This is a genomic window from Pelagibaculum spongiae (genome assembly GCF_003097315.1).
Lineage (GTDB): Bacteria > Pseudomonadota > Gammaproteobacteria > Enterobacterales > Pelagibaculaceae > Pelagibaculum > Pelagibaculum spongiae.
The window spans coordinates 37,040-60,879 of record NZ_QDDL01000015.1; the positions used below are offsets into that span (position 1 = coordinate 37,040).

Sequence of the window (23,840 nt, forward strand, 5' to 3'; positions counted from 1 at the left end):
CATGTGAGGCGTAAAACTGGTTGAAGAGCATTTAGTAACCATCTTTTCATCATTTGTGCATAAATTAAGCGGCGGTTGAAATACAGTTTGAATATTGCGCTGATCGACCTTGTTCCAATAGCGATGGAGACTAAAGATTAATCGTTGATTTCCTTTCACTGATACGGGTTTAATTGATGATGCAAACGTTTGACTATTTGATTATTGGTGGTGGATCGGCCGGTTGTGTTTTAGCCAACCGACTTTCAGAAAATCCGGAAAACAAGGTTTGCTTGTTAGAAGCTGGCTCGGTCGACAGCTCTCAGGTAGTTGATACGCCGATGGGCATTGCAGCACTTATTCAATGGTCAAAGTTTAACTGGATGTTTGATACAACCGAACAGCCAGCGCAACAAGGAAGGAAAATCTACTGCCCTCGAGGTAAAGGATTAGGCGGCGGTAGTAGTATTAATGCGATGCTTTATGTACGAGGCCAGCCTAATGATTATCTGCGCTGGCAGAATATGGGGTGTGATGGCTGGGGGTGGAATGACTTATTACCTTATTTTATAAAAAGCCAGCACCAAGAAAGAGGTGCCAATCAATACCATGGTGTTAATGGCCCACTCAATGTTTCAGATATTCAAGACTTACATCCAGTCAGCGAACGATTATTAACTGCAGCGCTTCAGGTAGGCCACAAGTGGAATAATGATTTTAATGATGGAATTCAGGAAGGTGTGGGGTATTTTCAAACTACGATAAAAAAAGGTCGTAGGCATAGCGCCGCTAGAGCTTATTTAGATTCGATCAAAGATCGAGATAATTTAACGATTTTGACTGACTGCCAAGTTGAGAAAATTAATTTTTCTAAAAATAATGGTGATGAAACATCAGCAGAGTCAGTTTTAGTCAATTACCAACATAGCAAACAAACTATTAAAGCCGCTAAGGAAATTATTCTTTCTGCTGGTAGCTTTCAATCGCCACAGTTATTGATGCTTTCTGGTATTGGCGATAAACAGCATTTAGCTGAACAGAAAATTGATACAATTCAGCACTTACCTGCAGTAGGACAAAACCTTCAAGAGCATGTCGATATTGTATTGGCGCAGCGCCGCCAGAAGACTGATACACTTTCCTATTCGCCCCTAGTATTGTTCAAACAAGCGCACCAACTATTTAATTACCTGTTTCGGCAGCGTGGAATATTAAGTAGCCCAGTGACTGAAGCAGGTGGTTTTATTAAATCTGCCCCAGAGTTTAATCAGCCAGATTTACAATTATTATGCACACCATCATTGTTTGATGACCATGGGCGCAACTGGAAACTGATGGCCGGTTGGGGTTATTCGGCGCACTGTACTTTATTGCAACCGAAAAGCCGTGGTAGTGTCCGATTAAAAAATAATAATCCACAATCAGCACCGTTGATTGATTTGAATATGCTGAGTGCCGATGAAGATATTAAAAAGCTGGTAATCGGTGTTAAAAAAATTCGTGAGATATTTTCAGCACCGGCATTAAAGAAGTATCGGGGTGAAGAAGTATTTCCGGGCGCTAGGTGCCAAACCGATCAGCAAATTGAAGCATTTATTCGCAGTAAATCCAATCATACTTATCACCCTGTAGGCACTTGTCGCATGGGTTCTGATGCCGATTCGGTGGTAGATACTCAATTAAGAGTGCGAGGTATTCAAAAGTTGCGGGTAGTTGATGCATCAGTAATGCCTTGCTTGATTAGCGGCAATACCAACGCGCCGGTGATTGCAATGGCAGAAAGAGCGGCTGATTTAATCCAGCAAAAACCGTTGCGCCAACTTCATCCGACGCAACAATCTCATGCAGATTACCAGCAATCAGCTGCACGGCAAGCGCAGCTGGAAATAGCATTTAGTGCCGAAGTTTAATGCGCTGGCGGCTAATGCTTTAGGGAATACTATTCAGCAAGCTGGCGTTTTTTCTCTAGCTTGTGTTGTTCATCATCCAGCCCCAGTTGCCAGTAACTACTGATATAACGAACCGGCCTCGGTGCAGACATTTGCTGGTTTAAATGATTTCTCAGTTGCAACACCGACTTGAGTTCTCCTGCGGCCCAAATGTAAGGGCGGCCAGGCAACCAATTTAAACTGGCTACGGTACGCTGTAATAAATCACTTTGCTGACCGGGATTTGGATTAATAATCCAATGCAGTTCTATACCTTCGGGGAAATCTTGTTTTTCAATTAGCAAAGCATCGCTATCGGCAATGGTCGGCACTTCCAACACCACATGGCCTTTGGCAGTTTTTGGCATTTGCTGCAGGTTGGCTCGAATTGCCGGTAGCGCGGTTAAATCGCCTGCTAATAAAAACCAATCAGCAGTCAAATCGACCAGCTTGCAATCACCTGGGCCAGATAGCAGCACGTGCGAACCTGGCTTGGCTGAAGCAGCCCAAAGCCCAGCAGGCCCTTGCTTTTCAGGGTTGTCTCTATTGTGCAATGCAATATCTACTGTAAGCGTTTTTTGCTCAGGGTCAGATGTAACCACAGTAATGCTGCGCATTAGCGGACGATCACTATCTGGATCTGGGTTTTCAAAAACTAGCTTTACGTAGGCTGAAGCTTGGTTAGCCGGAAAATCAGCCAGAGATCCACCCTCAAGAATAAATCGGTGCATATTCGGGCTAAGAGGCTGGATAGATAGAACGGTTAGTTCTCGAGGTGCGGGTTTGGCCATGGATTCACCGTTAAATACTGCTGTGGAATGGTCTCAACACGCTCAAGATATTAGTGAGTTGCTGAATGAATGCTGAGTGAAGATAGTTGAGAACGATTATCATATGGCTATTTGCCGCAAATTCAAGTGTGACATTTACAGAGAGATTTCACTTTGCCACGGCAGTATGTCGAATGGTCAACTAACTTTTGATTAGCAGCCAACAGGTTGCTGAGTTGGACTCATAATAGCCGAGTGATATTTTCGGCAATTTCTGCTTGATACTTCTGCTTGAGGCGCTGGCAAATGGATATGCCGGAATACCATTTTATTCGACGTACTTTAATCTCTGGATTGATTAAAATTGCCTTATTTAGTGCAGTGATTAATATCCTGATGCTGGCAGCTCCGTTATATAGCTTGCAAGTTTTTGATCGGGTACTAAGCAGTCGTAGTCTTGATACCTTACTTTTTTTATCGTTGATCACCCTGTTTCTTTTACTCATTCAGGGCGCGTTAGAATGGGTGCGCAGCCGGTTGATGCACAAGCAAGCCATTGCATTGGATGCTCGGGTATCGCCAGGATTATTACAACAAACACTATTTCAGCAGGCACAAGGAAAACAGAATCAGCAAACTGCCGGGCAACCAATTAATGATTTAGCAGAAATTCGTGGGATATTTTTATCACCCGGTTTATCTGGATTATTTGACTTGCCTTTTACCCCGCTATTTTTAATTTTTATGTTTCTGTTACATCCAGTGCTTGGTTGGATCGGCCTTACCGCAGCTTTGTTACTAACCGTGTTGGCTGGGCTAACTGCTTTGGCAGCGCGACAGCCACAAGATAGAGACAGTGTTCAGCGATTGGCCGCCAGCCAAAAAGTGAATGATGCACTGTTAAATGCACAAGCAGTAACTGCCTTAGGTATTGCTGGAAATTTAGCTAAACGCTGGCAGGGCGAGAATGCAGAAATCCTCTGGTTGCAGGAAAAGATAGCTGCGAGGTTAGCTGTTTTAAATGCAATGACCCGAACCATTAGACAAATGCTACAAATCGCAATTATGGGCGCCGGTGCCTGGCTGGTATTGGAAAATTTAATGGGCGCTGGAGGCATGATTGCGGGTTCGATTATTATGGGCCGAGCATTGGCACCATTAGAGCAGGCTGCCGGTGGCTATAAAAACTGGCGGTCGGCCTGGTTGGCATGGAAAAGATTATCTGAGCAATTACCGCAAAAAAATCATCCAAAAAATCTGCAATTACCCAAGCCTGCCGGCGCATTGCAATTAGATAATATTTATTTGCATGCGCAGCATTTTTCATCTGGCTCATTTGATGCTAGCACGCAATCTGCGTTGCCCATTCTAAGCCAAATTAGTTTTCGGCTCGGCGCAGGAAAAACTCTAGCGATTACCGGTGCCAGTGGTTCAGGCAAATCATCATTAGCGCGAATTATTGCCGGTGTTACTCAACCAGATTCTGGAGAGATTCGGCTTGACGGCGCAGAGTTAAAGCAATGGGATAAAGATTATCTTGGCGAACATTTAGGTTGGCTCCCACAAGATGTTCAACTACTCAGTGGCAGTATAAAAGATAACATTTCACGGTTTGGCGATGCTGATGATCAAGCAGTGATTGAGGCGGCTCAAAAAGCAGGAGTTCACCAGTTGATTCTACAAATGCCAGCTGGTTACGATACGCCGATTAGCCAAATGCCTTCGAGTGGATCAATTGCATTATCGGGTGGGCAAAAGCAGCGAATTGGTTTAGCCAGAGCATTATATAAAAATCCAAAACTATTAATTCTTGATGAACCCGATGCCAGCCTAGATCCAGCGTCAGTTTCTCAATTAGAAAAAACCTTACGACAATGCAATAAAGATGGCTGCACTATTGTACTGATTAGTTACCGTGCATCGACCTTAGCTTTAGCACAATGGGTGATTATTTTAGATCAAGGGAAAATCCGCCAGGCAGGAACTGCCGAAGAAGTATTTATTAAAAAATCAGACAATGGTGTCAGTAGATCAGAAAACAAAACCTCAGCTAAAAATAAAACAGCTAATAATTATTCGACCAAGAGTAATGATCCAACTCATTCCAATCAATTAGCCCCCGATGCACAAGCAATAAAAAATAAAACAGATCAGCCAAAGGTTAAAGTAACCGCAAGCAAGGGTTTATAACATGCCAAACCAACAGTTTTCCCAGCAAACGATGCAACTAAATGACGGGCGAAAGCTGGTTTTATCATCTTCAAAAAATCTGCTTGTTGGCGTGATGATTCTTTTAATTGCAGCGCTAGGTATTGCTAGTTGGGTTTGGTTAACACCACTAAGTTCTGCGGCAATTGCTACCGGTGTGGTAGTAGTCGAAACACGACGCAAAACAATACAGCATTTAGAAGGCGGAATTGTTCGAGCACTTTATGTTCAGGATGGCGACAGAGTAGAAAAAAATCAGTTGTTAGTAGAGTTATCCGGCATGCGCGCCAAAACTAATCTGGCACAATTGAAAGTTCAGTATTTTAGCGAGCTGGCGCGAGTCAATCGCTTACAAGCTGAGCTTTCAGGTGAGAAAGTTATTAATTTTGATGCTGAGTTGCTTAGCCAAACTTCTGCTGAGGTTAGCACTATTATTAAAAACCAAAATCGATTTTTTATTGAACGGCGAGCATTATTGCTAGGTGAAAAACGAGTAATAAAAAGTCAGTTGCAACAAAATAAAAGTGAATGGTTTGGTATTCAACAAAGAATTAAATCTGGAAAAAACACTGATGCTTTATTACAAGAACAGCTAACCATGCAGCAATCATTGTTAAAAAAAGGTCATGCGGCACGGGCCAGAGTACTTGAATTGCAACAAGAGCAGTCAGTAATGCAAGGGACTATGGCAGAGTTGTTAGCCAACGCTGAAACAGTACAACAAAGAATTACTGAATTAGCACAGCAGTCAGAAAATTTAGATCGACGATTTATGCAGCAAGCTGGAGATGAATTACAGCGTGTGCAGCAAACATTACAAGAAGCCAAAGAAGCCATTCTTGCTGCAGATGATGTATTAAGCCGCATTTATGTGCGCAGTCCTCAAAGTGGCAAGGTAGTCGGTTTGAATGTGCATACAGTCGGCGGGGTCGTTGCCGCGGGTGAAACCTTGATGGAAATTGTGCCCGAGCAAGATCAGCTAGTGGTTGAAGCTTTAATTCGCTTGGAAGATATCGATATTGTCTCGATAGGCCAGAAAGCGTTAGTGCGATTAACCGCTTATAGTTTTCGCCGAACTCCGCCTTTAAATGGAACATTAGTTCATTTATCGGCAGATCGGGTTGATGATGAAACTAGCGGTGTATCAGCATATCTTGCAAGAATTGAATTAGATAAAACTCAATTAGAACAAATGAAAGATGTTCACCTATACCCGGGGATGCCAGCAGAAACGATGATTCTTCTTGAGCAAAGAAGACCGATAGATTTTCTACTGGATCCCTTGAGAGTATCTGCTTATCGTGCAATGCGAGAGCAGTAATTAGCGAACTGAGTATTTCAGTTGCCGAAGCACTGCTTCTTGATCTGAAGTTTCGGCAGTCGACATGGCAATTGCAGTGTCAGGATCAACGCCTTTATGCAGAATTTCCCAGGCTGTAATTTGTGTTCCTGTTCTTCCTTGACCATAGCCGCAATAAACTAAGCTGGGGTTTTTAACCATACTTTCAACACCCTCTGTGAGTTGTTGAATGGAGGGTGCAGTGAAGTCTTCAACTTTTAGATGTGTATATTCAATTCCATGGAATTTTAATAACCATTGTTCATGTTTTGATAGTTCATGGTGATTTAGACTAATAATGTTTTTTATTTTTTTAAGTCTAAGAACTTGAATTGCATCCATATCCATTTTTTGTGTTGCATCAGAATCAAATGTTGAACCATTAATTGAACTTTTCTTTGTAGCAGGAAGCATATCAAGATAACCGTCAGCATCTGGAGCAGAATGCATATCAAGATAACCGTCAGAATCTGCCTCAACAGCGTCATAGCCATCATAGATTGACTTAGGTAACCCGCTACTAGAAGAATTAAACCCCATTTCAGAAGCCAGACGGTAATTTGGAGCCGAACTTCGGGCAACTGTCCCTCGTTCTGTCCAAGCCCAGTTTTTAAAGATGGCTCTTTTAGTGAGATGAAAATATACGATAGGGGTATAGTCTATTAAAGCTGTTAATGGTCTGTGCATGTAGGCCTCCAAACAATATATTTTCAATCCAATGATTGATTGATATTTATACCGTTTTAGGCGGCTAAAGTTTTATTTTGTAGGCTGATTGGGTGAATATTAATGTTGGCCGGTTGTTTGTGATATACTGTCTTTTATTAAGTGAGTTTATTTTCCCCATAAGAAAACGCGACAATCTGACTTAATTCAGTAAGCGAACGACTACTTTCTCTGGCTAAGTTATTAAAAAATAACTGGGTTGATTTTAAGCTTTTTTGGCTGGTGGCACTTCCTTGAATAATATCTCTATCTCTTAGAAAGGCTTCTACATCGCGGGTTAACAAGAAGGTGTCTTTACCTAGCGCTCGAAGAGCGTAGGGACCAGTGTTGCCACCAAGGCGAGCACCGTGCTTTTTCAGGTATAACCAAAGACCTGTAATATCAGATTCAGGCCAATTCGCCACAAACTCTCCAAAACTACTGCTTTTTTCTTGTGCCTTTTCAATCATTGATGCATTGTCACGAATTGAAAAAACTTTTTTAAGATGACGAATAATCGAAGGATCTGTCGCTTTTTTTTCTAGCATTTCATCAGGCATTAATAGAATTTTTTCTATATCAAAACCAAAGAATGCCGTTTCAAAGTTATGCCATTTATTATCAACAACTCTCCAGACAAACCCACTTTGAAAAACTTTTCGAGTAAATTCTGCCAAGTATCGGTCATCGGACAGTTTTGCCAGATCCTGGTTTGATGCGGGATGACCTAGCAAACTTTCAAGAATGGCATCACCTCCTTTACGAGTGGATGCTAATTGATAAATGTTTGCAAAGGATGGATGTTTTTCTTGAGAAGTGGTCATCGAATTTTGTGTTCCTTACGCAAATGCAGTTTTTGCGCATTACTGAAAGCAGAGAAAATCTGAGCGATAGACAGCACCGTCACATACTATGACGGTGTCTGTTGATGTGTTCGTGGAGTTTACAACTTGATTCTGGATACCAGCTCTTTTAGAGCCAGGCCTCGGTGACTCAGCTGGTTTTTGCGTTCTTTTGATAGTTGAGCGCTGGCGCAGTTTTCACTAGCGACAAAAAACAATGGGTCATAACCGAAGCCATTTTCACCACATGCTTCCGGTAAAATTTTACCTTCCCAGGCGGCTTGGCATACCAATGGCATCGGGTCATTTTCATGGCGCATAAACACCACACAGCAATGAAAACGTGCAGTGCGCTCTGCTGCAGGTACATTTTCCATTAGTTCAAGCAGCTTGGCGTTATTGGCTGCATCGTTACCAGCTTCTCCAGCAAAGCGAGATGAATAGATTCCTGGTTGGCCTTTCAGAAAGTCGACCGCCAAACCTGAGTCGTCAGCAATTGCCGGCAAACCAGTCAATTTTGCGGCATGACGCGCCTTGATAATCGAGTTCTCAACAAAGCTCAATCCATCTTCAATCGCTTCTGGAATATCGAAATCAGATTGCGGAACGATTTCCACGTTCAGCTCGGCCAATAATTGATTCATTTCCTTGAGTTTGCCTTGGTTACCACTGGCAAGAACGATTTTCTGCATGTTTGGCCTCTGAATGCTGCAAATAGATGAAGGTTGCGGCGATGATTGAGAAATTTCCGGCATTCTATCAGTGAGCATCGCTATCTGGAAAAGCACATTGAATAAGCGGTCAGTTTTTTCATTATTGGTGCAATCAATTGAACCAGAGACGACATATAATGGCCCGATTGAAGCTGCAGACATCGCAAAGCTATCGACATGATGATGGTGTTTAAGATAGATCGATGATGTCTCAAAACTTGCCAGGTGAATAAGATGCAAGAGTTTGGCTACATTTCAGCCATGATGGTTGGGTTGCTGGGTGGTGTTCATTGCATAGGAATGTGCGGCGGACTAGTTGCCAGTATGACCTTGGGGATCGATCCGGCGTTGCGTCAAAAATTTTCTCAGCAGCTGCCGTTCTTACTGGCTTATAACTTTGGCCGGATCATCAGCTATAGCATTGCCGGTGCCATTTTTGGTGGTTTGAGCTGGCTACTGGGTAACTTAGCCTTCCAGCAACTGGGCAGTATTGAAGTTTTTCAACAAGGGTTACAGATTTTTGCTGGCATCTTTATGATGCTTTTGGCTGCTTATTTAGCTGGGTGGTGGCAGTTTTTAGTTAAGATCGAAAAACTTGGCGGCGGTATTTGGAAGAAAATTCAGCCATTTGCAGCAAGCTTGTTGCCAGTGAAAAATGTTCGCGGTGCATTGGTCGTCGGGCTGGTTTGGGGATGGCTGCCTTGCGGATTGGTATATAGTGTGTTGTTTTCTGCGCTGGCCACCGGTTCACCCGTTAAGGGCGCCTTTCTGATGTTCTGTTTTGGCGTGGGCACCTTGCCAACCTTATTAACGGCAGGAGGGTTTGCTGCATTCACTGCTAGGTTGGTGAAAAAGCCTTGGGTCAGACAGGTAGCCGGACTGACGGTTTTAGGATTTGGTATTTATAGTTTGATGCTCGGCCTTGGTTGGTCGTTCTAATAATCGTTTCTAGTGATTGATTGTTCATTCATGAGTGATGTTTTCAATTCATAACCTAATTTATCTGGATCAAAATGTTTCAAAGATATAAAGAAAGCTGGTTTTTTTACCGTGGCCATTGGCAGTCGATGGTTCGCTTAGTTTTGTTGATCAATTTTCCCCTCATTTTAGCAGTGGGATGGTTTGCACCGACTGAACAGCAGGTGATTGATCGTTTTACAATGCTCAATCAGGTTGCAGTTTCGGTGCAACAAGATTCACAACAGTCGGCGATTGAACAGCAATCCACAGATAAATTGTTATCTCAATATCAAAATTCTGAGCCGTTGTTTACGCCGGGTTTAGGGGTTTTACAGACAATTTGTTGGGCACTCTCATTAGCAGTGCTAACGCTATTCATGCAGCAAAGGATTGCCGGTCAGCCAGTCAATGAAAGCGCATTATTTCGCCAAGGTTTAAAACTGTTGGGTATGGTGGGTGTCGCAACTTTACTGATTAATATGCTGGTGGTAATGGGGCTGCAACTTTTCATTTTACCCGGAGTTTGGCTGATGATGAAAACGACTTTTGTACCGTTTTTGATTGTTGAAGATCGGTTGTCTCCACTTAAAGCATTTCGCCAAAGCCTGATAATGACCCGGGGAATTGCGTCACAAATGTTCCTTGGAATGGTACTCACTGGCATTATTGGTTTGTTAGTTTTCACATTTACTGCAGGTCTGCTGGGTTTTATTGCCTTCCCCGCTAGGCTGATGGTTGCAACCACCTTGATGTTGTTGGCGATGAGTTTCAACACCGTGTTCTTTTATCGTTATTTTTGTTTAATAAAAGAAAGTATGCCGAAACAGCCAGGTTCACATCAGCAGTACTAGCAAAGGAAGTAACTATGTTGGCAAAAACGATTCAGTACTGGCGAGATTATGGCTTTATTGCTCTGGTGGTGTTGTGTTCAACACTTATCCAAGTCATGCAGCCAGACTCTAACTTGTTATTGCGCTATCAAAATAATATGGCAGAACTGGATCAATGGTGGCGGTTACTGAGTGGTAATTTTGCTCACTTGGGTTGGGAGCATTTAATGTTAAATGCTTCGGGCCTCATTCTGATGGCGGTGCTATTTCGCAATCACTTTACCTTCATGAGCTGGTTTTTAACTTTCCTGATTTGCGGTACAGCGGTCGGCGGTGGTTTGCTGATTTTTAACCCAGAGCTAATTTGGTATGTCGGTTTAAGCGGTGTATTACACGGCATTTGGGGTGTTGGTGCTTGGTTGGATATTCGCCAAGGTATTAACAGCGGTTTTGCTTTGCTATTAGTGCTGATAGGTAAATTAGTTTGGGAACAATACTCAGGGGCCGATATTGGCTTGGCTGAAACCATCGGCGGTAATGTGGTAGTTGACGCACACTTTTATGGTGGCGTTGCTGGCTTGCTTTTGGGGGCTTTATTTTACGCCATACGTCTGACACCAGAGCAGACGCCTAAACCAGCGATTGTCGACTGATCGAGTTTGAGACAAACTGCGAAAAACAGTCAGGTATCGAAGCTGCTATTAATGAATCAAGATACGAAAAAAATTATCGACATCGACACTTGGAATCGAAAAGAGCATTTCGAGTTCTTCCGTAATTTTGCCGATCCTTATTTTGGCTATTGCGTCAATATTGATTGCAGCCAAGCGCGCCAAACCGCTAGGCAAAAGCAGCAGTCCTTTTATCTCACCTATTTGCATGCTGCTACCAAGGCGGCCAATAGCATTGAAGAGTTTCGCACTCGATATGTAGCTGGTCAGGTGGTGTGTTATGAGCAGGTAAACATTTCACCTACGGTGCTGCGTGATGATAAAACCATGGGGTTTAGTTATATCGATTATCACCCGGATTTTTCAATATTTAGCAAAAACGCTCAAATTGAAACTGCTCGAGTGAAAGCATCGACGGGCTTATGTTTAGGTGAGCAGCCGCCGAATACCTTGCATGCAACTGTCATCCCTTGGCAGAGTTTTAGCTCGATTGATCATGTACGTTTTGGTGATGAAGAGGATGTGGTGCCTAAGCTGGCGTTTGGTAAAACATTTGAACAAGACGGCAAGTTGATGATTCCGGTGTCGATGCATGCACACCACGCTTTTATGGATGGCTACCATGTTGGCTTGTTCTTTGAGCGACTAGAAGAATATCTACAGCAATAAATCTTAGTTAGTGCTGGCTGAAATGCTTTTTCAGCCAGCTGAATGACATCACTCCAGCAAATATGCCCCAAAAAATCATCATACCCACTGCATCTGCGGCAATATCCATCCATGAAAAATAACGCCATGGCAGTAATAACTGTAGTAATTCAATTAGTAAGGCAAAGCTAATCAGGCCGACAACTTGAATGGTTGCAGGTATTTTGGGTAAAGCGATTCGACAATGCGCTGCTAAAAACGTGAAGGCGATTATGTGGAGTAGCTTGTCATTATAATGACCAATTAATGGCACAGATCCTTGCCTTAAAGCTAGCCATAGCACTATAGCTAAACTGGCCAGCAAGCTGGCTACCCACAGGGTTGGAAGGCGTTTTCTATCCATATTCCGGCCAAAATTTTTACGATTGCTGAAGCCTAACGATAAAAAAACTGCTTTTCCAGAAATTTCACGATGATTAGTGATATTGAAAGCAGGCTAAAGAAAAACTTTCAATTCACATTGATTCTGGATAAAAACCTATCTCAGCAGGTTATGATTAAGTATTCATAACAAAATGAGAGATGTTAGTCACAAATTATACTCAATAAAAGAATCAGGCTGCGAGTGAGTTTTTTCTCTCAAAGTGCAATATATATTGAATATAGAAAAATTAAGCATTTACTAACAGTTTTAGTTAGTAAAGTGCCTTGCTTAAGTAAGAGCAATGGAAATAAATAACCTTCCTGTGTCTTCTCTTAGATCATCCCTGAGCCTCGGCTAAGCGTGACATTTTGTTATAAAATAGCTATTCGCTTCGCTCAGAACGACCTACATTAAAGGTGTTTATTTATTTCTATGCATCTAAGGTCTAATTGCGATCAACTGGAGAAAATAGTGACAAAACAACCTATGAAAAAACCACCACAAATGAAAAAACATATCTGGAAGCAACATCTTGATTGGATGCAGGTAATGAAGGAAGGCATGTTAACCGGTGAGCAAAGCGCTCAAAAAAGAGCGGTTCAACCGATCAGTAAAATTGAAAAATAAGTAGTTTTTATTTTATTGCTTATAAGGCTTAGGCGTTCGAGCAATGGTCCAGATATCAATTTTAATGGACGGGTGTTGCTTGAGAATGGTTTTGCACAATTCTCGGCTAGTGGCACCAGTGGTCATTACATCATCAATCAATGCAATATGACGAACCTCAGCGGCTAGTTTCTGTTTTAAAATAAACGCTTTTCTCAAATTCCTACTACGTTGCTTGGCTTCTAATCCTTGTTGCGAAGGTGTGGAGCGTATCCGTCTTAAACAATGGCAATCGAGCGGAATCGACAACCCCTTGCTTAACTCCAGCGCGACTTCTGCCGATTGATTAAAACCTCGAAACAAGCCTCTTTTCCAATGTAATGGAACCGGCAACAGTAATTGCGGTGTCGGTTGGTCAGTATATTTTTTGTTAACCGCTTGAGCGAGCATTTGCCCGAGAAAACGGCTGTGGTTAAACCGCCGATAATATTTGAACTGTCCAATCAAACTGGCAATTGGTGCACGATAAACCAATGCTGAAATTGCCCGGTTCCAGGGAGGTTTTTCTTTTATACATTGTGCGCACAAGCTACCCGCTGCGGCTGATGCCGGCATCGGTAAGTCGCACAAACCACAACCATGTTCCAGCCAGGGCAGCTTGCTCCAGCAATCATCACAGATGGATTTGCTTTGATCGCGTAAACACAGCTGACACGGATTAGTCAGCCATTGGGTTAGTTGTTGAATAATATCTGTATGAAAATTAACCATTGGTAAACTTACGGTGTCGGGCTATGTTGACAGAAATTGAGTCAGCCGGAGAACATGCGATGCGTTTGTTTTCGAGTAGTGACTCAACAGGCTGACTCGGCTTTAGTAGGCTTAGATTTAATAGGTCTAGATCTAGCAGGCTCCGGTTTAGTCGCTTTAGATTGAGTAAAGCTCTGAATCGTCGAGCTGCCGATGTAACCGGTAATCGACTGTACTGCTCTTCATTATTATTCGAGGTTAGAAAAGAATGACTGTCACTACCCAGCCTAATGCTGAACTGCTGAATCGACTGGGCGAAGTTCGCCATGACTGGACTCGAGAGCAAATTCAAAATCTGTTTGAAATGCCGTTTATGGATTTGGTATTTCAGGCACAAAGTCTGCATCGTCAGCATTTTGATCAGAACCAAGTTCAAGTCAGCACCTTGCTGAGCATTAAAACCGGTGCTTGCCCGGAAGATTGTGCCTATTGCCCGCAGAGCGCGCGCTATAACACCGGCTTGGAAAAAGAGCGTTTGTTGGCTGTGGATAAAGTGCTGGAAGAAGCTAAAGCCGCTAAAGCCAAGGGCGCGACCCGTTTTTGTATGGGCGCTGCTTGGCGCTGTCCGCGTGACCGAGATTTGCCGCATGTGGTAGATATGGTGCGTCAGGTAAAATCGATTGGCCTGGAAACTTGCATGACATTGGGCATGCTCAGTGAAGATCACAGCAAAGCGTTGGCGGATGCCGGTCTGGATTACTACAACCACAATCTAGATACCTCCCGCGAGTATTACGACGAAATCATCACCACGCGTACTTACCAAGATAGACTGGATACTTTGGCCAATGTGCGAAAGGCTGGTATGAAAGTATGTGCCGGTGGAATTGTTGGGATGGGCGAGGAGCGCAAAGATCGCGTTGGGCTGTTAATGGAGCTGGCGAATCTTGAGCAGCAGCCAGAATCGGTGCCAGTTAACCAATTAGTTGCGTGTGCCGGTACACCACTAGAAGGCACCGAAGCGATTGACCCATTTGAATTTGTCCGCTGTATTGCTGTAGCGCGTATTATGATGCCGCAATCTCATGTGCGGTTATCGGCTGGTCGTGAAAACATGAACGACCAGATGCAAGCCATGTGCTTTATGGCCGGTGCCAATTCTATTTTTTATGGCGATAAATTGTTGACGACGGCTAACCCAGAATCTAATAGCGATATGCGTTTATTTAAACGGTTAGGTATTAACCGCGAAGAGCACATTATCGATGATATGAAAAAACCAGAGCCGGTGAATAATCACCTGTTTTATGATGCCAGTGCATTAAATGCTGAACAGGCCGCTAGCCAGTAATATGGCCGACACCTTGAACAGCACAGCAACTGATTGGCAACAGCAGTTGCAACAACAGTTATCTGATCGGCGCGATGCAAATTTGTATCGCCGCCGAATCACGGTTGATGGTCCACAAGGTCGCTTATTGCACGTTGAAGGTAAGCAGTATTTATCTTTCTGCAATAATGATTACCTCGGTCTAGCAAATCATCCCAAAATAAAAGCTGCTGCTGCACAAGCCATTGAAACTGATGGTTTTGGTGGCGGTGCTTCGCATTTGGTGTGTGGCCATAATCATTGGCACCACTTAGCAGAACAAAAGCTGGCGCAATTAACCGGCCGTGATCGGGTGTTATTATTCTCCACCGGTTATATGGCCAATTTAGGTGCGATTAATGCGCTGGTTGGCCGGGGTGATTTTATTTTTCAGGATAAATTAAATCATGCCTCTTTAATTGATGGTGCACTGTTGTCCCAAGCAAAATTTCAGCGCTATCGGCACAATGATTTACCTCACCTTGAAAGACTGCTTGAGAAAACCCCAGATACTGGTCGTAAGCTGATTGTCAGCGACGGTGTATTCAGCATGGATGGTGATTTGCCTCGCTTGCCTGAGCTGGCCAAATTGGCTCAGCAGCACAATGCCATTTTAATGGTTGATGATGCGCACGGTTTCGGCACCATCGGTGCAACCGGTGGTGGGATTGCCGAGCAGTGCAATCTAAACCAGCAACAGTTGCCGGTGCTAGTCGGCACACTGGGTAAGGCTTTTGGCTGCTTTGGTGCTTTTGTTGCTGGCAGTGAAACTGTGATTGAAACGCTGATACAACAAGCGCGATCTTATATTTACACCACTTCTATGCCGCCTTCGACTGCCGCTGCGATTGCACAGTCGGTCGATTTAGTGATGGAACAAAGCTGGCGCAGGGATAAACTACAGCAGTTGATTGCACGTTTTAGAAGCGGCGCCCAGCAGTTGGGTTTGCAGCTAATGGACTCCAATACGCCGATTCAACCGATTCTTTTAGGTGATGAAGCAACCGCAATTGCAGCGAGCGAAAAGCTTAAAGCAGCTGGTTTGTGGGTGACTGCAATTCGACCACCGACTGTGCCCAAGGGCACCAGTCGATTACGGATTACGTTTAGCGCCGATCATAGCGAAGCAGATATTGATCGCTTGTTATCGGCACTAGAAAAGATTTAATTTTTAATCACAAGCTTTTGCATATAGATGGTAATGACACAATGATCCCCGATTTATTCTACGAAGTTGCGCATTCTAAAAATACCGAACATGGCCCAGAGCTGGTGCTGCTGCACGGTTGGGGAATGCATTCAGGGATATGGGAACCTTTATTACCTCAATTGTCACAACATTTCCGAGTGACATTAATCGACTTACCTGGCTTTGGCCGAAGCCCCCAGGTTAAGCCGTATAACTTACAGATGGTGACGGATGCTGTATTAAAAGTCGCACCAGAAAAAGCGATTTGGTTAGGTTGGTCGTTGGGTGGAATAATTGCATTAAATGCAGCATTAAAATCGGCTGATCGAGTTGAGAAATTAGTGCTAGCCGCATCGACCGCCAAATTCATCCAAGATGATGACTGGCGTTATGCGATCAAACCTGATGTTTTAAAGCAGTTTCATGAAATGCTTTCAGAAGATTTCGAAGCAGTACTGATTCGATTTTTGTCTTTACAAGCAATGGGTAGTGAAACCATGCGTAAAGATATTGCCTTGTTAAAAGATATTGTATTTCGTCATGGCGAACCCGCACCATTAGCCTTGCGCGGTGGTTTGGAGATTTTACGTGATGCCGATTTACGCTATCAATTAGCCGACCTTACTCAACCAGTTCTACAAATTTGTGGTAAAAAAGATGGCTTAGTGCCGGTACGTGCTGCACCGCTAATTGAAGATTTAATTAATCAGTCTTCTAGTAGTGGGCATTGCCAAACCAAGGTAATTGAAAAAGCTTCCCATGCACCGTTTTTGTCTCATCCAGAGCAATTTTTAGCTGCGCTGACTGAATTCACCTCGGCATCGTCAAAAGCCGTAGAGCAAGCGAGTGACTGAGTCTAATTTAGCTATTGATCGTTCTACATTGGCTGCTTCATTTAGTAAAGCGGCCAATGATTATGATGCCTTGGCACAAATCCAGTTTAAAACCGGCTGCGAGCTACTTGCTTGGGCAAATCAACATTCACAGTTTGCAACCACTAGTCAGCAAGCAAAGCTTTTGCTCGACTTAGGTTGCGGCACCGCCCAATTAAATCGACAATTGCAACAGCAATGGCCGCAGGCGCATATTTTAGGGTTGGATTTAGCTCAGGGTATGTTGCAGCAAGCTAAGCGCGGGCATTTAGCAGTTAGCAATAGTTGGCTTTGTGCCGATGCTGAGCTTTTGCCGCTGGCGGATCAATCAATTGATGCGATCTACTCAAACTTTGCACTGCAATGGTGTGAGTTAGACAAGGTAATGGTTGAAGCGAAACGGGTGTTAAAACCTCAGGGGCAGTTGTTGTTCACTACCTTGCTAGAAGGCACCTTAGCTGAATTACAATTTGCTTGGCAGCAAGCAGATAGCAAGCTGGCGGCTACTGTTGGTAAATCTGTATCTGCGTCTGCTTCAGTTCATGTCAATCGCTTCCTAAATCAGCAGCAAGCATTAGATACAATTGAGCAGCATTTTCCTGAGATACAATTTCAAACAGTTACCTATACCGAGTTTTTCCCCGATGTATTTTCACTGATGCGCTCGATTAAGGGCATTGGTGCTAGAAATCTCAATTCTGGTCGAGCTAACGGTCTTACCGGAAAACAGCGGCTTGCCGCCATGCAACAGGCCTATGAAACGCTGCGCACTGAACAAGGTTTGCCGCTAAGTTGGCAGGTTTTGATGATAACGAGAACTTAAAATCTAATTAGAAATATTGCTCGATTTTATGCTAATTGATCGGCACACTGAATCCAGTGCAGATATGCATAACATAATAAGAGCAAAATAAAATGATCACGCTACATCATCTAAATAACTCCCGCTCACAACGCATTATTTGGCTGCTAGAAACCTTGGCAGTTGATTATCAAATCAAGACTTATCAACGTAATAGCGAAACTTCTCTAGCGCCAGAAGCACTGTTAGAAATTCATCCGCTTGGTAAATCTCCGGTGATTACCGATGGCCAAAGAACCATTGCTGAATCGGGTTTGATCATTGAATATCTTGCTCAAAGCTATCGTCAGAATGTTGATTTGTTGCCTGAACAGGGAAGCGAAGCCCATTGGCAGTATTTATACTGGCTGCATTATGCCGAAGGATCGCTGATGCCATTTATGGTGATGACGTTAGTTTTTGAAAAAATTAAAACAGCGCCAATGCCATTTTTTATTCGTCCAGTCGCCAAGGCTATTGCTGACAAAGCCATTGCTGGTTATGCCGGGCCTAATCTCATCAAAAACCTTCAGTATGTTGATGATTACTTGGAAGGGAAAACTTGGTTTGCTGGCGATAAAATCACCGGTGCTGATATTCAGATGATCTTTCCTCTTGAAGCTGCTATTAGCAGAGGCGATGCAAGAAAGCAGTATTCCAATATTGCAGGCTATGTCGATCATATTCATCAATTAGAGAGCTATCAAAAAGCCTTAGAAAAAGGTGGGCCTTATGATTATGCATCCTAGCGAACATGAATGGCAGGCTGATTAAATATTGAAGATAATTTTTTTGTGACCTCTGCTAATTGAGGTCACTTTAAATACCTAGATATCACATAAAAATAAATTTAGAGATGCATATTTTTAAGTGAAGATAGATCGATGTCTTCTTCATAATCAATGCTGTTAAATTCAAATCCATTTAGCTGCATAAAATCTTTTTTGATAGCTGAGTAGTCGGCAATTTCTTTAAAATTATTTGAGTTAATTAACGGTAATAGCTGGGCCACTTTATTTTGTATTGCTAAGTCTAACTCCCAATCATCCATTCGAATCAAGCAGTTTTTTGAAAGTGGTTGGGCGATTTTATTGCCGAACAAACGCATCATGTGTTCAATGCAGCTCTCATGATTGCCTGCCTGCTTCATTATTTTAAATAGCGCCATCATGTATGGAGAAAAGCCAGGAATATAAATGCTTGCCTTAGTGACCAGTGCTTTGCAAACAGCAATTTTAGCTTGGCCATTAATTGATTGGTTCAATTGTTGATTCATTTGTTCGGCTGTTTGATGTAGGTGGTCTTTCGCCTTTCCCAAAGTACCTTGATGGTAAATTGGATGGGTGATTTTCGGGCCCATATAGGAATAAGCAATGGTTTGACAACCTTTGGCTAAAACACCGGCATCGGCCAGTAGTGTGAGCCAGTCTTGCCAATCTTCACCGCCCATCACCTTTACCGTATCTTGAATTTCTTGCTGGGAAGCAACCGGTAATAATGTTTGCTCTAGTGAATCCGACTCTAAATTAAGTACATAGCCTGAATAGGGTTTGTCGATGGTTTTAATCGCTGATCGAAAAACAGTACCTGTTTCAGGGTCAGGTCGAATGCCGCTGGCAAGGCTGTACACCACCAGATCAACTGAACCACCAAAATCACTTTTAATATAATCGATCACTTGTTGTCGAATATCGTCAGAAAAAGCATCGCCAATAAAGTTCTTAGCAATTAACCTTTTTTCCTCAGCATATTGCCGAAAGTAAATGTTGTTATACCAGCCAGCAGTACCGGTAAGTTGTTTGTCTTGGTTGGGGCCGCGTTCGAAGGAAACACCAATGCTGTCGGCCAAAGCACCACCAAAAGTCAGCGCGATTCGAGAAGCTAAGCCAAAACCAGACGATGCGCCCAGTACCAATACTTTTTTAAATTGGCTAGTTTGCCAATGGCTGGATTGAGCTTGTTGAATCTGCTCTAACACCGCTTGTTGGCAGCCATATGGATGCGCTGTTTTGGCGACGGCGCCTTTGATGATTGGCTGGATAATCATGGGGGAACTCAAGTGAATGACCGCAACGATTATCTATTGTAGAGGGAGAATGTTTCATTGAGCTGGGATGTATCTTTCAATAAAAATACAAAAGGCCAAACTGTGAAGTTTGGCCTTTTGAGATATTTTTTTTATTTGCAGCAGTTCGATCTTATAGATCAGCAAGAGGCACTTTGGGTCAGCTAGCTTTTTTCTCGAGTTCAGCTTTAACGAATGCATCAAACTCAGTAAATCCACCAATATGTTGCTGGCCATGAAAAATTTGAGGGACGGTTTCGACAGGCTTACCAATGGTTTTTTCTAAATCAGCCTTGCTCAAACCTTCTTTGTGAATATCGATATAGCGAAATTCTAATTCACGAATCTCACATAATTCTTTTGCTCTAACACAAAAGCCACAACCTTCACGACCAAAAATAGTGATGCGTTTCATTAAATTGCTCTCAAGCTCTAAATCTGTGTTGCATTATGAACTGATGATTATGTTTTGTGAAATTGGTTGTTTTAAAGCTTTCAATAGTTTTTTTCTATTGTGCTGCTTGGGTTCGCTGATCTGCTGGAGTGTCAAGCCGCAACTGATATTTAAAACAACAAAAAACCGCAATCAAAATGAAATATCTTCCAGTTAGTTTTCGACTGTCTTTTGCTGCCTTGACAGAGAAAAATCATAATGAAAATTCAGAATAAAATGTGGGCGTTAAGCGTGCCAGCCCTTCTGTGTGCTTCGATTCTTGGCTGCAGTGACAGCGAAAACGATCAAAGTGCTAATGATGACAAAACAGTTTCAGCTGCTGTGCTAAGCAGAGTTGCCACGGTGCCTTTAGGTGCTGAAGTCACTGGAGTGTATGTTAACGATGAAGGCGATTTGTTTTTCAATGTTCAGCACCCAGCCGATAGTAATAGCGAAGTCGATGATAACTTCAGGCCATACAATAAAGGCACGGTTGGTGTTGTTAAAAATTTTAATCTGAACGATCTACCGCTTCCTTTTGTTGAGTTGCCGGTACCAAATAATGACCGTGATAAGCAACTGGTAAAAACGGCTTATGGCGAATACCAGGTGCTGGGACAAAATGGCGATACTTTTGGCGGAGATCTGCCAGAGAAACTAGGCAATATCTACAACCTAGCCGGTGACACGCTGCTACTCGATAACAACATGCCTGACTTTAACGGCTTTATCTCCACGGGTATTGGTGAAGGTTATTTGTTTACCAACTGGGAAGATTATCCCGGTGGTATGAGCCGATTGGCATTATCGAAAAACGCTGAAGGCGAATGGACAGTGTCGAGTCCAATGATGGTTGATTTTTCTGAAGTAAAAGGCACTGCAGCTAACTGCTTTGGTTCGGTGAGCCCTTGGGGAACACCGCTTTCTTCAGAAGAGTGGATTGTAAATTCTGCGGTTGATACCACAACAGATGCCAACTGGAATAACCCTGTAGAAGCTCAAAAGGCAGGTAGTCGTTTACAACGGATGTGGCAACTGACTGCCCCTGCAGCCCCCAATCCATATGATTATGGCTATATCGTTGAAATCACAAATCCAACTTCAACAAATCCTCAGCCAGTAAAGCATTTTGCTATGGGCCGTTACGAACATGAAAATTCAACGGTAATGCCGGATGGAAAAACAGTTTATTTATCTCAAGACGACACCGGTGGCGTTTTATTTAAGTTTATTGCTGATACCGCTAATGATTTAAGTGCCGGTACATTGTATGGCGCGAAATTAACTCAAGATGCTGAAAAGAACGATCCGAATGAAACCGGTTTTGATGTGCAGTGGATTGAATTAGCACATGGTGAAAATGCCATGATTGCTGGCTGGATCGAAGACTTCAATGGTATAGGAATGAATGCGTTTGAAGATGGAAAAACCAACTTTATGACCGTTGCAGACGTTGAAGCATGGGCTAGAGGTGACCAGAAATACCCAGCTCAAGTTAATGGTGGAAGTGCAGTTACCGCAGGTCAGGATATGGATGACCGAGCGGCATTCCTTGAATCACGTCAGGCGGCACGTCAAAAAGGCGCAACGGCAGAGTGGCGCAAGTTAGAAGGTATTTCGATTAACCAAAAACGTGCCAAAGAAGCTGTTGAAGGCGTCGATACCATTGCTGGCGAAGATGTCGAAAGTGCTTATGTCTATATGGCAATTGCTGATTTAGGTAAAACATTAACTGATGACGAAGGTGATATTCAGTTAGATGGATCAGCTAATGGCTGTGGTGGTATTTATCGTGCCGAATTAAATGGCACATATGATATCACTCGAATTGAACCGGTCATTATGGGTGGCGCGATTGTTAAAGTTGATGGAGATAAGACTTGTGACACTTCAAAGCTTGCTCAGCCTGACAACGTCATTGTTCTAGATGATGGCCGTTTGCTGATTGGTGAAGACGGCGTGCAAACCAACAATACTTTGTGGATGTACCAGCCAGCGAAATAACAATTTAGTTAGATCTTGCATATCAGGAAGCCTTCGGGCTTCCTTTTTTAATAAAAAGGTAATTTTAATGCGCCATTTGTTATTTTTGTTTGGTTTTTTCACCTTGGCAGCATGCTCTTCAAGTGATGACTCACGAAAGGTCTCTAACAGTGAGGGCGAGGTTTCTGCTGCCAGTTATATTGCAGCAGAACAAATGTATAACCCCGAATCGGTTATTCCGCCGCAGTGTTACACCAAAACCAATGGCACCAATAATCCGTGCTATGTGTGTCATCAGAGTTATCCCGATCAAAAAGAACGTCCCAATGTAATGGGCGATGGTGATCTGCAAGGTAACTATGAGTTTTCTGATGTGGGTAGTGCTAACAGTTGGAAGAACTTGTTTGTCGACAGAACTAATGCAATTGCTGAAATTTCTGATGACGAAATTATGCAATGGAGCGAACAAGATAATTACACGCCATTAATAGAAAAATTGAACAATGATTCATCATGGGCTGGAGAAAAGTCAGCACTCACCAATTTATCTGATCCTAGCTTAGCTTTTGAAAAAAATGGCCTGGCTAAAGATGGTAGTCATTGGATTGCTTACAACTACAAGCCATTTCCAAGTACTTTTTGGCCAACTAATGGCTCGACGGGTGATGCGATGATCCGCCTGCCAAAAATTTTCAGAGAGCAATCGAGTGCTTATCGACAAGATATCTATTTGATTAATTTAAGTCTGCTAGAAATGGCGATTAAAGATTTGGATCGCATTAGTGTTTTGCCAACCTCGGAAATTTCAATTGGCCAAGATTTAAACAATGACCAGCTGCTATCGGATGAAATCACCGAAATTAGCCGCCAGAAAAATTACATTGGTGATGCAAGTCATATAGAGCTTGCACATATGCTCTATCCAGCAGGTGTTGAATTTTTACATACCGTTAGATATTTAGGTGTTGATGAGCAAGGCGATATTTTCAACGCTAGGCGAATGAAAGAAGTGCGTTATATGAAAAAAAGCGCCTTTAGAACTAAAGAAGCCTTAGCTAGCGCTTACTATCTAGAAGCCAAAGAAAAAGAAGAAGAGCGTTTGCCACAAACAGTACAGCTAGGCGACCGTGGTATTGATAATGGTTTTAGCTGGGTTTTAAATGGATATATCGAAGATCAGTCTGGAGCTTTACGCCAGCAACATCCAGAAGAATTATCTTTCTGTAACGGTTGTCATAAAACCATTGGCTCAACGATTGACCAAACTTTTTCTTTTGCCAGAAAAGTACAAGGTTCTTCTGGTTGGGGATATATCGATTTAAATAAAATCAAAGATGTACCATCGATTACTGAAAAGGAAGGTGAATATTTAACCTACATGCAAAGAGTCGGCGGTGGTGATGAGTTTAGGCAAAACAAAGAAATGCTTGAGCGATGGTTTAATGAAAATGGTCAGCTTGATAGTGAAAAGGTTGCAACGCAAGAATCTATTTATCAATTGATTATGCCGAGCAAGCAGCGAGCTTTGACGTTAAATAAAGCTTATAAAACTATTGTTAATGAGCAGAGTTTTATATTTGGTCGAGATGCCACTTTAGTTGCTGCAAAAAATGTATTGCAGCGCGTTGATCAGCAGCAGTTGCCGTTACAGCCGGAGCATCGCTACAACTGGGATATGCGATTAAATTGGCAGTAAAATAAAAATGGCACTTTCT

General features: G+C 42.9%; 23 protein-coding genes. 15 read left to right on the forward strand and 8 right to left on the reverse strand.

Features of this window, described 5'->3' with window-relative positions:
• Positions 1–176: 176 nt before the first annotated feature.
• On the forward strand, positions 177–1,889 hold the full coding sequence (locus DC094_RS20855) for a GMC family oxidoreductase (protein WP_116689059.1): 1,713 nt from the start codon (positions 177–179) through the stop codon (positions 1,887–1,889).
• 29 nt (positions 1,890–1,918) lie between these two features.
• Here the strand turns inward: DC094_RS20855 and DC094_RS20860 are convergent, their stop codons facing one another.
• Entirely contained in the window at positions 1,919–2,698 is a 780-nt protein-coding gene (locus tag DC094_RS20860) for a siderophore-interacting protein (protein ID WP_116689060.1), read from the reverse strand.
• A gap of 285 nt (positions 2,699–2,983) precedes the next feature.
• Here DC094_RS20860 and DC094_RS20865 point away from each other — a divergent pair, with 285 nt between their 5' ends.
• A complete protein-coding gene (locus DC094_RS20865) occupies positions 2,984–4,867 on the forward strand; it encodes a type I secretion system permease/ATPase (RefSeq protein ID WP_116689061.1) in 1,884 nt (627 codons plus the stop codon).
• Between the two features lies 1 nt (position 4,868).
• Entirely contained in the window at positions 4,869–6,206 is a 1,338-nt protein-coding gene (locus DC094_RS20870) for an HlyD family type I secretion periplasmic adaptor subunit (RefSeq protein ID WP_116689062.1), read from the forward strand.
• On the opposite strand, the gene DC094_RS20875 is transcribed toward DC094_RS20870, so the two are convergent.
• The 3 genes from DC094_RS20875 to rdgB all read right to left on the reverse strand — a co-directional run bounded on the left by DC094_RS20875 (position 6,207) and on the right by rdgB (position 8,463).
• Positions 6,207–6,911 carry a phosphatase domain-containing putative toxin gene (locus tag DC094_RS20875; protein ID WP_116689063.1) on the reverse strand — a complete coding sequence of 235 codons (705 nt, stop codon included), beginning with the start codon at positions 6,909–6,911 and terminating at the stop codon, positions 6,207–6,209.
• A gap of 137 nt (positions 6,912–7,048) precedes the next feature.
• Positions 7,049–7,606 carry a DNA-3-methyladenine glycosylase I gene (locus DC094_RS20880; protein ID WP_241504101.1) on the reverse strand — a complete coding sequence of 186 codons (558 nt, stop codon included), beginning with the start codon at positions 7,604–7,606 and terminating at the stop codon, positions 7,049–7,051.
• Between the two features lie 266 nt (positions 7,607–7,872).
• Complete coding sequence (rdgB, locus tag DC094_RS20885; protein WP_116689098.1) at positions 7,873–8,463, reverse strand: RdgB/HAM1 family non-canonical purine NTP pyrophosphatase; 591 nt, start codon at positions 8,461–8,463, stop codon at positions 7,873–7,875.
• A 255-nt stretch (positions 8,464–8,718) separates the two neighbouring features.
• Here rdgB and DC094_RS20890 point away from each other — a divergent pair, with 255 nt between their 5' ends.
• From DC094_RS20890 to DC094_RS20905, 4 genes are all read left to right on the forward strand, one after another.
• Positions 8,719–9,423 carry a sulfite exporter TauE/SafE family protein gene (locus DC094_RS20890; protein ID WP_116689065.1) on the forward strand — a complete coding sequence of 235 codons (705 nt, stop codon included), beginning with the start codon at positions 8,719–8,721 and terminating at the stop codon, positions 9,421–9,423.
• Between the two features lie 74 nt (positions 9,424–9,497).
• Positions 9,498–10,295, forward strand: a complete 798-nt coding sequence (locus DC094_RS20895) for a hypothetical protein (RefSeq protein ID WP_116689066.1) — start codon at positions 9,498–9,500, stop codon at positions 10,293–10,295.
• Positions 10,296–10,309: 14 nt separating this feature from the next.
• Positions 10,310–10,927 carry a rhombosortase gene (rrtA, locus tag DC094_RS20900; protein WP_116689067.1) on the forward strand — a complete coding sequence of 206 codons (618 nt, stop codon included), beginning with the start codon at positions 10,310–10,312 and terminating at the stop codon, positions 10,925–10,927.
• 51 nt (positions 10,928–10,978) lie between these two features.
• On the forward strand, positions 10,979–11,614 hold the full coding sequence (locus tag DC094_RS20905) for a chloramphenicol acetyltransferase (protein WP_116689068.1): 636 nt from the start codon (positions 10,979–10,981) through the stop codon (positions 11,612–11,614).
• A gap of 7 nt (positions 11,615–11,621) precedes the next feature.
• On the opposite strand, the gene DC094_RS20910 is transcribed toward DC094_RS20905, so the two are convergent.
• Positions 11,622–11,996 carry a VanZ family protein gene (locus DC094_RS20910; RefSeq protein ID WP_116689069.1) on the reverse strand — a complete coding sequence of 125 codons (375 nt, stop codon included), beginning with the start codon at positions 11,994–11,996 and terminating at the stop codon, positions 11,622–11,624.
• Positions 11,997–12,488: 492 nt separating this feature from the next.
• Between DC094_RS20910 and DC094_RS22240 the strand changes: the two genes are divergently transcribed.
• Positions 12,489–12,644 (forward strand): hypothetical protein, encoded by a 156-nt coding sequence (locus tag DC094_RS22240; protein ID WP_158527420.1) that lies wholly within the window; start codon positions 12,489–12,491, stop codon positions 12,642–12,644.
• Positions 12,645–12,656: 12 nt separating this feature from the next.
• On the opposite strand, the gene DC094_RS20915 is transcribed toward DC094_RS22240, so the two are convergent.
• A complete protein-coding gene (locus tag DC094_RS20915; protein WP_116689070.1) occupies positions 12,657–13,394 on the reverse strand; it encodes a ComF family protein in 738 nt (245 codons plus the stop codon).
• A 247-nt stretch (positions 13,395–13,641) separates the two neighbouring features.
• On the opposite strand from DC094_RS20915, the gene bioB reads away from it, so the two are divergent.
• From bioB to DC094_RS20940, 5 genes are all read left to right on the forward strand, one after another.
• Positions 13,642–14,724: a biotin synthase BioB gene (gene bioB, locus DC094_RS20920; protein ID WP_116689071.1), complete on the forward strand. Its 1,083-nt coding sequence runs from the start codon at positions 13,642–13,644 to the stop codon at positions 14,722–14,724.
• Positions 14,699–15,910: an 8-amino-7-oxononanoate synthase gene (gene bioF, locus DC094_RS20925; protein WP_241504102.1), complete on the forward strand. Its 1,212-nt coding sequence runs from the start codon at positions 14,699–14,701 to the stop codon at positions 15,908–15,910. Before bioB ends, bioF begins: the two co-directional genes overlap by 26 nt.
• Positions 15,911–15,951: 41 nt before the next feature.
• On the forward strand, positions 15,952–16,785 hold the full coding sequence (gene bioH / locus DC094_RS20930) for a pimeloyl-ACP methyl ester esterase BioH (protein WP_116689073.1): 834 nt from the start codon (positions 15,952–15,954) through the stop codon (positions 16,783–16,785).
• The gene (bioC, locus tag DC094_RS20935) at positions 16,778–17,626 is read left to right on the forward strand and encodes a malonyl-ACP O-methyltransferase BioC (protein WP_116689074.1); all 849 of its coding nucleotides are present in this window, start codon (positions 16,778–16,780) and stop codon (positions 17,624–17,626) included. Before bioH ends, bioC begins: the two co-directional genes overlap by 8 nt.
• A gap of 92 nt (positions 17,627–17,718) precedes the next feature.
• Positions 17,719–18,393 carry a glutathione S-transferase gene (locus DC094_RS20940; RefSeq protein WP_116689075.1) on the forward strand — a complete coding sequence of 225 codons (675 nt, stop codon included), beginning with the start codon at positions 17,719–17,721 and terminating at the stop codon, positions 18,391–18,393.
• A 101-nt stretch (positions 18,394–18,494) separates the two neighbouring features.
• Here the strand turns inward: DC094_RS20940 and fabV are convergent, their stop codons facing one another.
• Both fabV and DC094_RS20950 read right to left on the reverse strand, forming a co-directional pair.
• Complete coding sequence (fabV, locus tag DC094_RS20945) at positions 18,495–19,691, reverse strand: enoyl-ACP reductase FabV (RefSeq protein WP_116689076.1); 1,197 nt, start codon at positions 19,689–19,691, stop codon at positions 18,495–18,497.
• A gap of 178 nt (positions 19,692–19,869) precedes the next feature.
• A complete protein-coding gene (locus DC094_RS20950; RefSeq protein WP_116689077.1) occupies positions 19,870–20,124 on the reverse strand; it encodes a GrxA family glutaredoxin in 255 nt (84 codons plus the stop codon).
• A gap of 237 nt (positions 20,125–20,361) precedes the next feature.
• Here DC094_RS20950 and DC094_RS20960 point away from each other — a divergent pair, with 237 nt between their 5' ends.
• Both DC094_RS20960 and DC094_RS20965 read left to right on the forward strand, forming a co-directional pair.
• Positions 20,362–22,146 carry an alkaline phosphatase PhoX gene (locus DC094_RS20960; RefSeq protein WP_116689079.1) on the forward strand — a complete coding sequence of 595 codons (1,785 nt, stop codon included), beginning with the start codon at positions 20,362–20,364 and terminating at the stop codon, positions 22,144–22,146.
• A gap of 67 nt (positions 22,147–22,213) precedes the next feature.
• Entirely contained in the window at positions 22,214–23,821 is a 1,608-nt protein-coding gene (locus DC094_RS20965; RefSeq protein ID WP_116689080.1) for an Aq_1262 family (lipo)protein, read from the forward strand.
• Positions 23,822–23,840 lie beyond the last annotated feature (19 nt).

Coding starts and splice junctions, on each gene's coding strand:
- DC094_RS20950 (WP_116689077.1), bottom strand. CDS start 20,124: ATGAAACGCATCACTATTTTTGGTCGTGAAGGTTGTGGCTTTTGTGTT.
- bioH (WP_116689073.1), top strand. CDS start 15,952: ATGATCCCCGATTTATTCTACGAAGTTGCGCATTCTAAAAATACCGAA.
- bioF (WP_241504102.1), top strand. CDS start 14,699: ATGCTGAACAGGCCGCTAGCCAGTAATATGGCCGACACCTTGAACAGC.
- DC094_RS20890 (WP_116689065.1), top strand. CDS start 8,719: ATGCAAGAGTTTGGCTACATTTCAGCCATGATGGTTGGGTTGCTGGGT.
- DC094_RS20855 (WP_116689059.1), top strand. CDS start 177: ATGATGCAAACGTTTGACTATTTGATTATTGGTGGTGGATCGGCCGGT.
- DC094_RS20895 (WP_116689066.1), top strand. CDS start 9,498: ATGTTTCAAAGATATAAAGAAAGCTGGTTTTTTTACCGTGGCCATTGG.
- fabV (WP_116689076.1), bottom strand. CDS start 19,691: ATGATTATCCAGCCAATCATCAAAGGCGCCGTCGCCAAAACAGCGCAT.
- DC094_RS20960 (WP_116689079.1), top strand. CDS start 20,362: ATGAAAATTCAGAATAAAATGTGGGCGTTAAGCGTGCCAGCCCTTCTG.
- bioB (WP_116689071.1), top strand. CDS start 13,642: ATGACTGTCACTACCCAGCCTAATGCTGAACTGCTGAATCGACTGGGC.
- DC094_RS20965 (WP_116689080.1), top strand. CDS start 22,214: ATGCGCCATTTGTTATTTTTGTTTGGTTTTTTCACCTTGGCAGCATGC.
- rdgB (WP_116689098.1), bottom strand. CDS start 8,463: ATGCAGAAAATCGTTCTTGCCAGTGGTAACCAAGGCAAACTCAAGGAA.
- DC094_RS20915 (WP_116689070.1), bottom strand. CDS start 13,394: ATGGTTAATTTTCATACAGATATTATTCAACAACTAACCCAATGGCTG.
- DC094_RS20860 (WP_116689060.1), bottom strand. CDS start 2,698: ATGGCCAAACCCGCACCTCGAGAACTAACCGTTCTATCTATCCAGCCT.
- DC094_RS20940 (WP_116689075.1), top strand. CDS start 17,719: ATGATCACGCTACATCATCTAAATAACTCCCGCTCACAACGCATTATT.
- DC094_RS20910 (WP_116689069.1), bottom strand. CDS start 11,996: ATGGATAGAAAACGCCTTCCAACCCTGTGGGTAGCCAGCTTGCTGGCC.
- DC094_RS20875 (WP_116689063.1), bottom strand. CDS start 6,911: ATGCACAGACCATTAACAGCTTTAATAGACTATACCCCTATCGTATAT.
- DC094_RS20905 (WP_116689068.1), top strand. CDS start 10,979: ATGAATCAAGATACGAAAAAAATTATCGACATCGACACTTGGAATCGA.
- rrtA (WP_116689067.1), top strand. CDS start 10,310: ATGTTGGCAAAAACGATTCAGTACTGGCGAGATTATGGCTTTATTGCT.
- DC094_RS20870 (WP_116689062.1), top strand. CDS start 4,869: ATGCCAAACCAACAGTTTTCCCAGCAAACGATGCAACTAAATGACGGG.
- DC094_RS20865 (WP_116689061.1), top strand. CDS start 2,984: ATGGATATGCCGGAATACCATTTTATTCGACGTACTTTAATCTCTGGA.